This is a genomic window from Mesorhizobium sp. (assembly GCF_004963255.1).
Taxonomy (GTDB): domain Bacteria; phylum Pseudomonadota; class Alphaproteobacteria; order Rhizobiales; family Rhizobiaceae; genus Mesorhizobium.
Genome location: NZ_SUGA01000033.1, coordinates 49,879 through 64,351, shown reverse-complemented (window position 1 = coordinate 64,351; position 14,473 = coordinate 49,879). Strand labels below are relative to the sequence as shown.

Genomic DNA, 14,473 nt, shown 5'->3' with positions numbered 1-14,473 from the left:
TCCCCTTGTGGGAGAAGGTGGCCGAGCGAAGCTCGGACGGATGAGGGGTGTTGGACGGAGTGCTCACTTTTATCGCTTGCCCCTAGCGCGTCTTGCCCCGCAGGGCAACGATAGCCGCCGCCGTTTCCTCGATGGAGCGGCGGCTGACGTCGATCATCGGCCAGCCATGCTTCGTGCAGAGTTGGCGCGCATAGGCGAGCTCCTCGTTGATGGCAGCGCGATCGACATAGTCGGTCGGCACGAAGGCGGCGCTGTTGCCGAGGATACGGTTCTGCCGCACATGCGAGATGCGCTCGGCCGTCGCGATCAGGCCGACGATCAATGGCGTCTTGGCGGCGATCAGGCTCTCGGGCAGCGGCACGCCGAGCACGATCGGGATGTTGGCGGTCTTGATGCCGCGATTGGCGAGATAGATCGAGGTCGGCGTCTTCGAGGTGCGCGAGATGCCGATCAGCACGATATCCGCATCCTCCATATTGGCCGGCAGCTGGCCGTCATCATGCTCCATGGTGAAGTTCAACGCATCGATGCGGCGGAAATATTCGGCGTCGAGCACATGCTGGGCGCCGACGCGGCGGCCGGCCGGCGTGCCGAGATAGGACTGGAAGACGGTGAGCACCGGCTCCAGCACCGAGACGCAAGGCAGGCCCATGGCCGCGCAGCGCTCGTCGATCGAGCGCGCGAGCTTCTGGTCGACCACGGTGTAGAGAATGATGCCGGGCTCCTCCTCGATATCCTCGAAGACCTTGGCGACCTGTTTTTCCGTGCGGATCAGCGGATAGATATGCTCGATGGCGCGCGCGTCCTTGTATTGCGCGGACGCAGCGCGGCCGGCGGCCAGCAGCGTTTCGCCTGTGGCGTCGGAGATCAGATGCAGGTGGAAGAAGCTCTGAGGTTTGTTCACAGGGGATGGGTCCAGGCTGTGGGCAATTGTGAACAAGGCTGGATGGGCGGGCCTTGGGTAGCGAAGCGACTGTATCAGATGGCCGCTTGTCCACAATTCGACCCGCTGTAGGCTTTGTCGCGGCGCTGGGGACAAAACTGGGGATCAACTTTTCCGGGTCGGTTTCATCCACAGCCCGGATATCGGAGCGGAACGGCCAAGCTTTTGACTCGAAAGCCTGAATCGGCCTTGTCCCCAGATCCCTCCAATTTGCGAAAACGAGTACGCGACAATATGCTGACTGGCCTTTTCGAGCCGCAGGCTGGACAGGTCGCAATCATCACAACCAACAGACTCTTAGAATCAGAAGACTCTTTTAAAATAGATATTTGATTTAAGAGACCTGGAGAGGCGGGCGCTGGATGGCTGGGAAACGGATCGTGCTGGACGTCCTCAAGGGCGAGACGGTTTCACCGCCGCCGCTCTGGATGATGCGCCAGGCGGGCCGCTATCTTCCCGAATATAGAGAGACGAGGAAGCGGGCCGGATCCTTTCTCGATCTTTGCTACGATCCGGAACTCGCCGTCGAGGTGACGCTGCAGCCGATCGAACGCTTCGGCTTCGACGCCTCGATCCTGTTCTCCGACATTCTCGTTGTGCCCAACGCCTTGGGAAGGGATGTCCGTTTCGAGGAAGGCCGCGGGCCGGTCCTGAAGCCGATCTCGGCGGCCGAGATTGCGGCGCTGAACGGCGATGTGTTTCACGTGAATCTCGAGCCGGTCTACGAGACCGTGCGTCGGCTGCGCGCCAAGCTGCCCGACGAGACGACGCTGCTCGGCTTCTGTGGCGCGCCATGGACGGTGGCGACCTATATGATCGCCGGGCAGGGCACGCCCGACCAGGGACCGGCGCGGCTGTTCGCCTATCGCGAGCCTGAGGCCTTCGCGAGGCTCTTGAAGACATTGGCCGATCATTCGGCTGCCTATCTCATCCGCCAGATCGAAGCCGGCGCCGATGCGGTGCAGATTTTCGATTCCTGGTCGGGCGTGCTGGACGAGCCCTCCTTCGAGGCTTTCTGCGTCGAGCCGGTGGCCGAGATCGTGCGGCAGGTGAAGGCGGTTCATCCCGACGTGCCGGTGATCGGGTTTCCGAAGGGCGCCGGGGAGCGCTATCGCGACTACAGGAAGAAGACCGGCATTGCCGGTCTCGGCCTCGACTGGACCGTGCCTTTGTCCATGGCGAAGGAGCTGCAGCGCGAAGGCGCGGTGCAGGGTAATCTCGATCCGCTGCGGCTGGTCGCCGGCGGCAAGGCGCTGGCCGATGGCGTCGATGCCATCCTGAAGACGCTGGGCGGCGGCCCGCTGATCTTCAATCTCGGCCATGGCATCACGCCGGAGACGCCGGTGGCGCATGTCGAAGCGATGGTGAAAATGGTGAGGGGCCACCGATGAGCAATGTGAGCAACGAGAACACCACCGGCCAGGCGATGAACCGCATGGTGATCGGTATTGTGGTTCTCGTGGTGGCGACGGCCCTTCTATACCTGGTGGCTGGCGACGGCTTCTATCTTTGGGCGAAGGCCATCCATGTGATCGCGGTGATCGCCTGGATGGCCGGCATGCTCTATCTGCCGCGGCTCTTCGTCTATCATGTCGATGCCGAGAAGGGCTCGGTGCAGTCCGAAACCTTCAAGGTGATGGAGCGCCGGCTGCTCCGGGGGATCATCAATCCGGCGATGATCGTGACCTGGGTGTTCGGCCTTTGGCTGGCCTGGAAAGGCTTCGGTTTCCAGGGCGGTTGGCTGCACACCAAGATCGCGCTGGTGCTCATCCTGTCGGGTCTGCATGGCTATCTCGCCGGCGCAGTCAGGAAATTCGCCGAGGACAAGAACGAAAAGCCGGCCAGGCACTGGCGGATCGTCAACGAGATCCCCACATTGCTGATGATCGTCATCGTCATCCTGGTCGTCGTGAAGCCGTTCTAGGCTCCCTAAAACCAGAAGAAGCCGAGCAAAAGGCGGCTTGCTCTTTCAGGCGACCGACGATAAAAGACGGGTCTTCCTTCCCGTCATGCGCCGCCCCCTTTACTCGCTTTCGGCCGCGCCCGGCATTTGTCGTATTCAGCCGATTTTCTCCCAAAAGCCTACCCAGAGTCTATCTAATGCAAGAAATGAAACTCGCAGAGTTCAAGAACAAGAAGCCGCCGGAGCTGATCGCTTATGCCGAATCGCTCGAGGTGGAGAACGCCAGCGTCATGCGCAAGCAGGAGCTGATGTTCGCGATCCTGAAGAAGCTCGCCGCGCAGGACATCGAGATCATCGGTGACGGTGTGGTCGAGGTGCTGCAGGACGGTTTCGGCTTCCTGCGCTCGGCCAACGCAAACTACCTGCCGGGCCCCGACGACATCTATATCTCGCCGTCGCAGATCCGGCGCTTCTCGCTTAAGACCGGCGATACGGTTGAAGGACCGATCCGCAGCCCGAAAGAGGGCGAGCGCTATTTCGCGCTGCTCAAGGTCAACACCATCAATTTCGACGATCCGGAAAAAATCCGGCACAAGATCCACTTCGACAATCTGACGCCGCTCTACCCGACCTCGCGGCTGAAGATGGAGGTCGACACTCCCCCGACCAAGGACATCTCGCCGCGCGTGATCGACCTGGTGGCGCCGATCGGCAAGGGCCAGCGCGCGCTGATCAACGCCCAGCCGCGCACCGGCAAGACGGTGCTCCTGCAGAACATCGCGCATTCGATCACCGCCAACCATCCGGAATGCTACCTGATCGTGCTTCTGATCGACGAGCGTCCCGAGGAAGTGACCGACATGCAGCGCTCGGTGAAGGGCGAGGTCATCTCGTCCACCTTCGACGAGCCGGCCGCGCGTCACGTGCAGGTCGCCGAAATGGTGATCGAGAAGGCCAAGCGCCTGGTCGAGCATGGCCGCGACGTCGTCATCCTGCTCGATTCGATCACCCGTCTCGGCCGCGCCTACAACACGGTCGTGCCGTCATCCGGCAAGGTGCTGACCGGCGGTGTCGACGCCAACGCGCTGCAGCGCCCGAAGCGTTTCTTCGGCGCGGCCCGCAACATTGAGGAAGGCGGCTCGCTGACCATTATCGCCACCGCGCTGATCGACACCGGCAGCCGCATGGACGAAGTCATCTTCGAAGAGTTCAAGGGCACGGGCAACTGCGAAATCCAGCTCGACCGCAAGGTGGCCGACAAGCGCATCTATCCGGCGATCGACATCCTCAAGTCGGGCACCCGCAAGGAAGACCTGCTGGTGCCGCGGTCCGACCTGCAGAAGATCTTCGTGCTGCGCCGCATCCTTGCGCCGATGGGCACCACCGACGCGATCGAGTTCCTCATCGACAAGCTCAAGCAGACCAAGACCAACGCCGACTTCTTCGATTCGATGAATACGTGATTGGGCTTACCCTCCCCCTTGTGGGGAGGGTCGATCCGCGAAGCGGAGCGGGGTGGGGATCGAAAGACTCTTTTGTTTCAACCCCCTGCCCGTCTCATGATCTACTCTTCGCTGCGATCAAAAGCCGACTCGCCCCACAAGGGGGAGGGTAAGTGGCGCTATCGCCGTAACAACTTCTCCAATTCCTCGGCATCCGTCACCACCGGCAAACATACCTGCCCGCTGCAGAACCAGGCGCCTGGCTTGTCCGTCGGCGGCAGCACGCCGCCCGGCAGCAACGGTCGATTCGCTTCCGTACCGATCGGCGCGACGATATCGACCCGGCGAGGGTCGGGATTCCGATTCGCAACCGGAACAAGGCTTGAAGATCCCGGCTCATCTATGACGACAAGCTTCAGCGGCTCGAGCGCCAGGGCACAGGCATTGACGATGCCGGCCTGGCCGTAGGGCTGCTGGGATGCGCGGCCCATGGCGTGCTCGGCGGTCGCCCAAGCCTTCTCCCAGAGATCGAGATCGCCGGTGAGCGATGACAGCCGCACCAGCGCCTCGACGATCTGGCTGGTGGCGGAAGGAATCGCTTCATCGACATCGCCGCGGATGCGGATTGGCACGTCGCCGCTGTCCGACGCGGTCAGCCAGTAGCCGGTTTTTTCTCCATCGAGATGCCACCGGTCTAGCTCCTCGATGAAATGTCTCGCCTGCGCCGAATAGGCCTGATCACCGGTCGCTTCGAACAACGCAATCGCGGCGTTGGTCATGGCGGCATAGTCGCTCGACAAAGCCGGGAAAAGCCTCTTCGCGTCAAGCATGGAATGCGGCAGACGACCGTGCTGGCTGGCCTCTACAATATGGGTGAAGGCTTTTGCCGCGGCATCGATCCAGTCGCGCCTGCCAAGGGAGCGGCCGGTTTCGGCGAGTGCCGCAATCATCAGACCGTTCCAGTCGGTGAGCACCTTGCCGTCACGACCGGGCCTGACGCGTTGTTCGCGGACAGCCAGCAGCTTCGCTTTCAAAGGGGCAAGCTGGGCGTAGTCGGCAATGCCGTTGCTTTGCTGCGTTTCGCTTTGGCGGACGATCGGCTTGCCTTCCCAGCCATGCGGCGCGGCCAGCTCGAAATATTGAAAGAAAGTTGGGGCGTCGTCGCCCAGCGCGGCTTCGACCTCGTCGCGGCTCCAGGTGTAGAAAAGCCCCTCCTCGCCGTCGCTGTCGGCGTCGAGGCTGGCGGCGAAGGCGCCGCCTTCGACACGCATCTCACGCAGCAGCCAGGCGACGGTCTCTTCGATTCGTACCCGGAACAAGTCGTTTCCGGTCGCGGCATAGGCCCAATTGCACAGGCGAATGAGCTGGGCATTGTCGTAAAGCATTTTTTCGAAATGCGGCACCAACCATTCGGCATCGGTAGAGTAGCGGCTGAGGCCGCCGCCGACATGGTCGTAAATGCCGCCGGCAAGCATCTTTTCGAGACTGGTGAGCACGGCATCGCGGTGGTCCGCCTGGCCGTCGCGCAGCCAGGACAGCCAGAGCGCGTGCATGAAGGGGGCGTTCGGGAATTTGGGCGCGCCCTTCAAGCCGCCGAGATCACGGTCGATCATGCCGCCGATGCGGCCGGCAAGATCGGCGAGCGTGCCGCGGTCGAGCACCGCCTTGCCCTTTGTTCCGGCAAGCCGAGATTCGACATGAGCGGTCAGCCCGTCGGCGCTTTCGGCGAGGCTCTGCTGCTTTTCCCGCCAAGCCTTGTCGACCGCTTCCAGCACCTGGATGAAGCTCGGCCGCCCGTAACGCGCCTCGCGCGGAAAATAGGTGCCGCCCCAGAACGGCTTGCCGTCGGGCGTCAGGAACACGGTCAACGGCCAGCCGCCCTGTTCGCCCATGGCGTGGAGCGCGGCCATATAGATCTGGTCGATGTCCGGCCGCTCCTCGCGATCGACCTTGATATTCACGTAGAGCCGGTTCATGACGTCCGCGACGGCGTCGTTCTCGAAGCTTTCCTGGGCCATGACATGGCACCAATGGCAGGCGGCGTAGCCGATGGAGAGCAGGATCGGCCGGCCGAGTTCCCTGGCCTCGGCAAGGGCGGCCGGCGACCAGCCGCGCCAATGGACAGGGTTGTCGCTGTGCTGCCGCAGATAGGGGCTGGCTTCTTCGGTAAGCAGGTTTCGTGCGGGCAAGGTCACGATGGGCGGGCTCGGGTTTGAGTTTACAGGGCAAGGGCCGGATGCCGAAAAGTGTGAAGTGGTTGTCGGGCTCCATCTTTTAATCTAGGCGGTTCGGCAGGTCCGGCAAATGGTTTCGCCAATGGCTTCGAAGGATTCGATCGTCGCGCTGTCCAGCGGCCGCCTGCCCGCCGGCATCGCGGTTATCCGTCTTTCCGGCCCAAAGACTCGATTCGTTGTCGAAACGATCGCCGGGCCGATTAAGGATCGGTTTACCAATTTGCGGAAGCTCAGGGCGGCGGATGGTTCGACGATCGACCACGGGCTCGTGCTGTTCTTTCCAGGTCCTGGCAGCTTCACCGGCGAGGACGTCGCCGAATTCCAGGTCCATGGCAGCCGGGCAGTCGCCGCCAAGCTGCTGGAGACGATCGCCGGCTTCGAAGGCATCAGGCACGCCGAGCCCGGGGAGTTCACCAGGCGCGCCTTTCTCAACGGCCGGCTGGATCTGGTCGAGACGGAGGCCTTGGCCGATCTGGTCAATGCGGAGACCGAGGCGCAGCGTCGCTTTGCCTTGTGCAACGCCGAAGGCGCGCAGAGCGAGCTTTATTCGGGCTGGCGCCGCCGGCTGATCCATGCGCGGGCGATGATCGAGGCGGAGATCGACTTCGCCGACGAGGAGCATGTCCCGGGTTCCGTTTCGGAGGCGGTCTGGTCGGACGTGACAGCGATGATCGGCGAGATCGAGCGGCACATCGAAGGCTTCAAGGCAGCGGAAATTATCCGCGACGGTTTTGAGGTCGTGATCCTCGGCGCGCCGAATGCCGGCAAATCCAGCCTGTTCAACGCCTTGGCGCAGCGTGAAGCGGCGATCGTTACCGATGAACCGGGCACGACCCGCGATCTGCTCGAGGTCGTCATGGACCTCAACGGGCTGAAGGTGCGGCTTGTCGACACCGCCGGGTTGCGCGACGCTGCGGGCAAGGTGGAAGCGATCGGTATAGAACGAGCGCGGGCCAAGGCTGACGCGGCCGATCTTGTCCTGCTGTTGGAGGATATGGCCAATCCGGCGCCCGTTGGTGGCGTTCCAAGTGGGGCTCCGGTGCTGAGGATCGGCACGAAGTCGGACATCGCCGATGTCGGCGCCGGTGCCTACGACCTGGCGATTTCTTCCAAGGACGGCAGCGGACTGGCGCAGCTTCTCGTCGAGATCGGAAGCCGCGCCGCAGCCGCGGTTGGCGAGCCGGGTGACATCCTGCCATCCAGAGTGCGCCATGTCGAGCTGCTGCAAGAGGCGATGCATTTCCTGAGGGCTGCGCTGTCAGGGCGGAGCCAGGAGCTGCGCGCCGAGGATTTGCGGTTGGCGGCCGAGCGTCTCGGGCGAATCGTGGGCGCGGTCGACGTCGAGGATCTGCTCGACGTCATCTTTTCGCAGTTCTGCATTGGTAAGTGATTCACGTGAAACACGGGGCGGCCTCTGTCCGGCAGTGACTCACGTGAAACAACTACGCAATTGGGCTGGATCGATGTTTCACGTGAAACGAGTCCGGTCTTCCTCCTTGACAGCGCGAGGTGGCAGGGACATGTGTCAATCCATCTCTGAAAGCGGATTCTCGGAAAATGACCGATCACTATGATGTGGTGGTGGTGGGCGGCGGCCATGCCGGATGCGAGGCGGCGAGTGCCGCCGCGCGCGCCGGCGCCAGGACCGCGCTGGTGACGCTGCGCTTCGACACGATCGGCGTCATGTCCTGCAATCCAGCGATCGGCGGTCTCGGCAAGGGCCATCTCGTGCGCGAGATCGACGCCATGGACGGGCTGATGGGTCGCATCGCCGACGCCGCCGGCATCCAGTTCCGCCTGCTCAATCGCCGCAAGGGGCCAGCTGTGCGTGGGCCGCGCACCCAGGCCGACCGCAAGCTTTATCGGCTGGCCATGCAGGAAGCGATTCGGCAGCAGAACGATCTCGATGTCGTTGAGGGCGAAGTTCTCGACTTTGAAATCGTGGACGGGCGGATCGCTGCCGTTCAGATATCGGGCGACCGCCGACTGGCTTGCGGCGCCGTCGTGCTGACGACCGGTACCTTCCTGCGCGGATTGATCCATATCGGCGAAAGGAAGATCATCGCCGGCCGGATGAACGAGCAGGCCAGCATGGGCCTGTCGGCCACCATGGCGCGCGCGGGTTTTCAGCTCGGGCGCCTGAAGACGGGCACGCCCCCTCGCCTCGACGGTCGCACCATCGATTGGGCTTCGCTGGACGCCCAAGCCGCGGACGAGGATCCGGTGCCGTTCTCGCTGATGACGGACGCTATCGCCAACCCGCAGATCCATTGCGGTATCACCCGCACGATGCCGGCGACGCATGAGCTGATCCGCGCCAATCTCGGCCGCTCCGCCATGTATTCCGGCTCCATCGAAGGTGTCGGGCCGCGTTACTGTCCGTCGATCGAGGACAAGATCGTCAAGTTCGGCGACCGCGAAGGCCATCAGATATTCCTGGAGCCGGAAGGTCTCGAGGACGACACGGTCTATCCGAACGGCATCTCGACCTCGCTGCCGGAGGGCGTTCAGCTTGAGATCCTGAAGACCATTCCCGGGCTGGAGAAGGCGACGATGCTGCAGCCGGGCTACGCGATCGAGTACGACCATGTCGATCCGCGCGAGCTGAAGACGACGCTGGAGACCAAGCGCGTCGCCGGCCTGTTCCTGGCCGGGCAGATCAACGGCACCACCGGCTATGAGGAGGCGGGCGCGCAAGGCCTGCTTGCCGGGCTCAACGCGGCGCGCAAGGCGGCCGGCGACGACGAAGTCGTGCTCAGCCGAACCGAAGCCTATATCGGCGTGATGATCGATGACCTCACCAGCCGCGGCATCGCAGAGCCCTATCGGATGTTCACCTCGCGCGCCGAGTTCCGGCTTTCGCTGCGCGCCGACAATGCAGACGAGCGGCTGACGCCTCTGGCTGAAAAGCTCGGTATCGGGTCACCGGAGCGGCTGCAGCGGTTTGGCGAGATGGTACAGAGGCTCGACGAGGCTCGTGCGTTGGCGAAGTCGGTGGCCTGGACGCCGAACGAGGCGGCGCGGCTCGGGCTGGAGATTAACAAGGACGGCGTGCGGCGCTCGGCTTACGAGCTCTTGGCGCATCCGGGCGTCGACATGGCCTGGCTCGCCCGCGTCGAACCGCGCTTTGCCGTGCTTGACGCCAAGACGGCCGAGCGGCTTGAAACGGAAGCGAAATATTCGGTTTACCTCGATCGCCAGCAGGCGGATGTGGCGCAGATCAGGCACGAGGAATCGCGGCTCATCCCTGAGGGGATCGACTTCTCAGATGTTCCGGGCCTGTCGAACGAGCTGAAGCAGAAGATGAGGACGCGCCAGCCGCGTTCGATCGCCGACGCGCAACGGATGGAAGGCATGACGCCAGCGGCGCTTGCCATCATTGTCGCGCATGTCCGCAACGCCGAGCTTGCGGCGCGCAGGTCCGTGGCGTGAGCGCGGATGGCTTGGGCGCCAGTGCCTGGGCGGACCTGCAGAAGGCAGCGGGTCCGGTTTCACGTGAAACATTCGAGCGGCTGCGGGCCTTCGAACAGCTGTTCCTGAAATGGAATCGCAGCATCAATCTGGCGGCGCCGTCGACGCTGGACGACGTCTGGCGGCGCCATATCCTGGATAGCGCCCAGCTCGCGCGAATCGCGCCCGCCGCGACACGCTGGGTTGATCTTGGCTCGGGCGGCGGTTTTCCGGGGCTGGTGCTCGGTTTTCTGCTCAAGGAGCGTCCCGGCGCGTCGATCGATTTGGTCGAGAGCAACCGCAAGAAGGCGTCATTCCTGCAGTCTGTCGTGGGCCAATTCGATTTGCCGGCGCGGGTCCTGGCAAAGCGCATCGACGACAGCTATCCACTTGTTTCCGCACCGGAAATCGTCACGGCGCGGGCGCTGGCGGCGCTCCCGGACCTGCTCGATCTGGCGGCGCCCTGGCTGGCCAAAGGGGCGCGCGCGCTTTTCCATAAAGGCCGGGATTACCGGGCCGAAGTGGAAGAAAGCACTCACCGCTGGGCCTTCGATCTGGTAGAACATTCGAGCATGACCGACCCCCATGGCGTCATCCTCGAAATCAGCGACTTGCGCCCGGCGAAACAGCAATGAATTACTGGCATAGGCCCATGAGCACAGCACCGCGTATCATCACTGTCGCCAACCAGAAGGGTGGCGTCGGGAAGACAACGACGGCCATCAACCTGGCCACGGCGCTGGCCGCGATCGGCGAGCGCGTGCTGATCGTCGACCTCGATCCGCAGGGCAATGCCAGCACCGGGCTCGGCATCGACCGCAAGGATCGGACCGTCTCGTCCTATGATGTGCTGACCGGCGAGCTCGATCTGGAAGCGGCAGCCGTGCCGACGGCGGTGCCGGGCCTATCCATCGTGCCTTCGACGCTCGACCTGCTCGGCATCGAGATGGAGATCGCCTCGGCGCCCGACCGTGTGCTCAGGTTGCGCAATGCCCTGCGCGCCGCGGCGGAACGGTCGGCGCCGTTCGGCTATGTGCTGATCGACTGCCCGCCCTCGCTCAATCTTTTGACTTTGAATTCAATGGCGGCAGCCGATTCCGTTCTCGTGCCGCTGCAATGCGAGTTCTTTGCGCTGGAGGGTCTCAGCCAGTTGCTGGAAACGGTCGAGCAGGTGCGCGGCACGATCAATCCGGACCTGACCATCCAGGGCATCGTGCTCACCATGTATGACGGCCGCAACAACCTCGCCAACCAGGTGGTCCAGGACGTGCGCACCCATATGGGCGACAAGGTCTATGAGACGATCATCCCGCGCAATGTGCGGGTTTCCGAAGCGCCGTCCTATGGCAAGCCGGCCATCCTCTATGACCTGAAATGCTCCGGCAGCCAGGCCTATCTGCAGCTCGCCTCCGAGGTGATCCGCCGTGAGCGCAAGCTGCGCGCCGCCTGAACCGCAGCCGTCTGGCAGCTCTGGTTAGTCAGCCGATTCGATTCCGAAACGATCTGGACAATATAATGAGCGAAGACCAATCGAGAAAAAGACTGGGCCGTGGCCTCGCTGCGCTGATCGGCGAAATCGACCGTCCGGCGGCGCCGGAAAAGCCGAGCGCGACGGTGGCGGCCGACGGCAAGGTGCCGATCGAGTTCATCAGCCCTAACCCAAAGAACCCGCGGCGGCATTTCGGCGACGCCGAGCTGACGGATCTTGCCCAGTCGATCCGCGAGCATGGCGTCGTACAGCCGGTGGTGGCGCGTCCCTCGCCCTCGCAGTCCGGCCGCTACGAGATCATCGCCGGCGAGCGGCGCTGGCGGGCGGCGCAGCGCGCGGGGCTCACCGAGATCCCGATCATCGTGCGCGACGTCAACGACCGCACGGCGCTGGAGCTGGCGATTATCGAGAACGTGCAGCGCGCCGACCTCAACCCGGTCGAGGAGGCGCAAGGCTATCAGCAGCTCATCGACGAGCACGGCTATACGCAGGCCGACCTTGGCCAGGTCATCGGCAAGAGCCGCAGCCATGTCGCCAACACGCTGCGGCTGCTGAAGCTGCCCCCCGTCATCCACTCGATGCTGGTCGACGGCGACCTGTCCGCCGGGCATGCCCGCACGCTGGTCACCGCCGAGGACCCGGCCGGGCTTGCCAAGCGCATCGTCAAGGAAGGGCTTTCGGTGCGCCAGGCGGAGGCGCTGGCGCAGATGCCCGCCGGTCCAACGCCGGCCAAGACCAAGTCCGCGCCGAGTTCGACGGAAAAGGACCCCAACACGCTGGCGCTCGAGAAGCTGATGACCGACACGATCGGCATGATCGTCAGCATCGAGCACAAGGGCAAGGGCGGCACGCTGCGCATCGATTACCGCTCTCTGGAGCAACTCGACGAGCTCTGCCGGCGGCTGAAGGACGAGCGGTAGGCGGCTGCGGCATAACGGTATTTGGCTATAGCTGAGGTTTTGGCTGAACGCTGGATACGCCTGATATATTGGTGATAAACGAGAAAGGCTGGCGTTACGCTGGCCTTTTTTGTCGGATCATTGGCGAAGGCGACGAAGCTGCTGATCTCCCCCCTTGTGGGGGAGATGCCCGGCAGGGCAGAGGGGGGCGCGACCGAGCGCCATCATCTCTCCGGTGAAACAATGAACAGGGGACATGCGGGGACATTAAGCCATTGTAGCGGAGGCAGAAATTCGCGCATGCGCCCGTCGACAGAAGTGATGGCCCGGATCATCGGGAGGTCAAGGCCAAAGAGCCGATACGCCGGCGGGACAGCGCCCCCCTCTGTCCTGCCGGACATCTCCCCCACATGGGGGGAGATCGGCTAACCGCCTACCTCTGCCCCAATTTCGCGCGCTCTCGATCGCAATGCCAGCGCCCGGGCCTTGGCTTGACAGTGCCGGGCATCGGCGTAACCTCATTAGAGACAACTAAACTATATGCCCTGGCGTGCCGAGCAGTCGCGATGTCGGGCTATTTGCCGCTTCCACGATATGAGCGGCGCCACCTCGCCAAAGCGATCCGAGCCGACCCGCCTGACAGAGCTGGGAGGTGAAAATGGCGACCAGTTGGCAATTGTCCGGAAGCTACTTCGAAAACTGCAGCTGCGATGTCGTATGTCCTTGCTTGATGTCCACCAATGCGCAGTTGACATCGAGGCCGACGCAAGGCGTTTGCGATGTCGCCTTGGTCTTTCATATCGACAAGGGCAATTACGGCGACGTTCGACTGGATGGGCTAAACGTCGCGATGATCGCGCACACGCCAGGCCCGATGGCGGAAGGCAATTGGACGGCTGCGGCCTATATCGACGAACGGGCCGATGACCGGCAAACGGAAGCACTGGGCGCGATCTTCACCGGCGGCGCGGGCGGTCCGATGGCGGTGTTGGCGCCGATGATCGGCAAGAATCTCGGCGCCAGGAAGGTTCCGATAGACTATCGGATAGATGGCAAGAAAAGGTCGGCGGCAATTGCCGGCGTGGCACAGCTGGCGGTCGAGCCGCTGCCGACCATGCGCGAGGACGGCGAGATGTGGGCGGCCACCGGCCATCCCGTCAATCCCGACTGGCTCGGTCTGGCGATGGGGGTCGCAGGCAGCACCTTCAGCGACCATGGCATGAGTTGGGACAATTCCCGCCGCAACGGGCATTACGCGCCGATCAACTGGTCCGGCCAGCACTAGCGCCTGGCAGAAGAACGGACCGCTCATGCCGCTGACGCTGCAGCGAAACATCATCCTCGCACTGCTGATTGCCGCCGCTGCGGTGGCTTGGGCCCTCCTCGTCCGGCAGCAGTCCGGCATGGACATGTACACACCCACCATGGGCATGACGGCCGCGCTGTTTCTTGCCGTCTGGCTGATCATGATGATCGCCATGATGTTTCCGGCGGTCGCGCCGATGATCCTGACGTTTCACCAGGTCCAGAGCGGCAAACGGAGCCGCGGTCAGGCCTTTGTCTCGACCTGGCTGTTCGTGGCCGGCTACATGCTGGTCTGGACGGCGACGGGCGTTCTCGCTTTCGCCGGCGCGGCGGGCGCGGAGATGCTTGCCGGGCGCGTGGGATTGTCTGCGGCGGCGGCCGCGCGCATCGGCGGCGCGCTGCTGATGACCGCGGGCGCCTACCAGCTCTCCCCGCTGAAAGATCTTTGTCTGGCCAAGTGCCGCTCGCCGATCGGTTTCATCCTGACCTCGTGGCGCGATGGGCAATGGGGAGCGGTGCGCATGGGCCTGCGGCATGGGCTCTTCTGCCTGGGCTGCTGCTGGCTGTTGTTCGCTGCCCTTTTTCCACTCGGGATCATGAACATCGGTGCAATGGCGGTGGTCACGCTGCTGGTGTTTGCCGAGAAGACCTTCCCCCATGGAGAGCGGATAGCGAAGGTATCGGGCGTCGCCCTGGTTCTCTATGGCGCGGCGGTGCTGGTCTTTCCGCAGGCGCTGCCCACCTTCCAGCCGAGCGATGCAATGACGATGAACTGACTGAAGGCGGCTCTCGGGCAAAGATAGTCGAC

Annotated in this window: 12 protein-coding genes; 10 read left to right on the top strand and 2 right to left on the bottom strand. The window is 63.4% G+C overall.

Going from position 1 to position 14,473, the window contains the following annotated elements; all coding sequences use genetic code 11:
* Window positions 1-82: 82 nt before the first annotated feature.
* Window positions 83-904 (bottom strand): pyruvate, water dikinase regulatory protein, encoded by an 822-nt coding sequence (locus E5X34_RS25990; RefSeq protein WP_292570758.1) that lies wholly within the window; start codon window positions 902-904, stop codon window positions 83-85.
* A 401-nt stretch (window positions 905-1,305) separates the two neighbouring features.
* Between E5X34_RS25990 and hemE the strand changes: the two genes are divergently transcribed.
* The 3 genes from hemE to rho all read left to right on the top strand — a co-directional run bounded on the left by hemE (window position 1,306) and on the right by rho (window position 4,309).
* Window positions 1,306-2,334, top strand: a complete 1,029-nt coding sequence (gene hemE, locus E5X34_RS25985; RefSeq protein WP_292570755.1) for a uroporphyrinogen decarboxylase — start codon at window positions 1,306-1,308, stop codon at window positions 2,332-2,334.
* Window positions 2,331-2,867, top strand: coding sequence for a protoporphyrinogen oxidase HemJ (hemJ, locus tag E5X34_RS25980; protein WP_292570752.1), 537 nt, complete (start codon window positions 2,331-2,333; stop codon window positions 2,865-2,867). Before hemE ends, hemJ begins: the two co-directional genes overlap by 4 nt.
* Before the next feature lie 176 nt (window positions 2,868-3,043).
* Window positions 3,044-4,309 (top strand): transcription termination factor Rho, encoded by a 1,266-nt coding sequence (rho, locus tag E5X34_RS25975; RefSeq protein ID WP_108702996.1) that lies wholly within the window; start codon window positions 3,044-3,046, stop codon window positions 4,307-4,309.
* 158 nt (window positions 4,310-4,467) lie between these two features.
* Here the strand turns inward: rho and E5X34_RS25970 are convergent, their stop codons facing one another.
* On the bottom strand, window positions 4,468-6,483 hold the full coding sequence (locus tag E5X34_RS25970; protein ID WP_292570749.1) for a thioredoxin domain-containing protein: 2,016 nt from the start codon (window positions 6,481-6,483) through the stop codon (window positions 4,468-4,470).
* 121 nt (window positions 6,484-6,604) lie between these two features.
* On the opposite strand from E5X34_RS25970, the gene mnmE reads away from it, so the two are divergent.
* From mnmE to E5X34_RS25935, 7 genes are all read left to right on the top strand, one after another.
* Window positions 6,605-7,912 (top strand): tRNA uridine-5-carboxymethylaminomethyl(34) synthesis GTPase MnmE, encoded by a 1,308-nt coding sequence (mnmE, locus tag E5X34_RS25965; protein ID WP_292570746.1) that lies wholly within the window; start codon window positions 6,605-6,607, stop codon window positions 7,910-7,912.
* Between the two features lie 167 nt (window positions 7,913-8,079).
* Window positions 8,080-9,954 (top strand): tRNA uridine-5-carboxymethylaminomethyl(34) synthesis enzyme MnmG, encoded by a 1,875-nt coding sequence (mnmG, locus tag E5X34_RS25960; protein ID WP_292570743.1) that lies wholly within the window; start codon window positions 8,080-8,082, stop codon window positions 9,952-9,954.
* An 11-nt stretch (window positions 9,955-9,965) separates the two neighbouring features.
* A complete protein-coding gene (gene rsmG / locus E5X34_RS25955) occupies window positions 9,966-10,607 on the top strand; it encodes a 16S rRNA (guanine(527)-N(7))-methyltransferase RsmG (RefSeq protein WP_292570762.1) in 642 nt (213 codons plus the stop codon).
* Window positions 10,608-10,624: 17 nt separating this feature from the next.
* Entirely contained in the window at window positions 10,625-11,422 is a 798-nt protein-coding gene (locus E5X34_RS25950; RefSeq protein WP_042645323.1) for a ParA family protein, read from the top strand.
* 65 nt (window positions 11,423-11,487) lie between these two features.
* Window positions 11,488-12,381 (top strand): ParB/RepB/Spo0J family partition protein, encoded by an 894-nt coding sequence (locus E5X34_RS25945; RefSeq protein WP_292570740.1) that lies wholly within the window; start codon window positions 11,488-11,490, stop codon window positions 12,379-12,381.
* A 637-nt stretch (window positions 12,382-13,018) separates the two neighbouring features.
* On the top strand, window positions 13,019-13,645 hold the full coding sequence (locus E5X34_RS25940) for a DUF1326 domain-containing protein (protein ID WP_292570738.1): 627 nt from the start codon (window positions 13,019-13,021) through the stop codon (window positions 13,643-13,645).
* 25 nt (window positions 13,646-13,670) lie between these two features.
* Complete coding sequence (locus tag E5X34_RS25935) at window positions 13,671-14,441, top strand: DUF2182 domain-containing protein (protein WP_292570735.1); 771 nt, start codon at window positions 13,671-13,673, stop codon at window positions 14,439-14,441.
* Window positions 14,442-14,473: the final 32 nt, after the last annotated feature.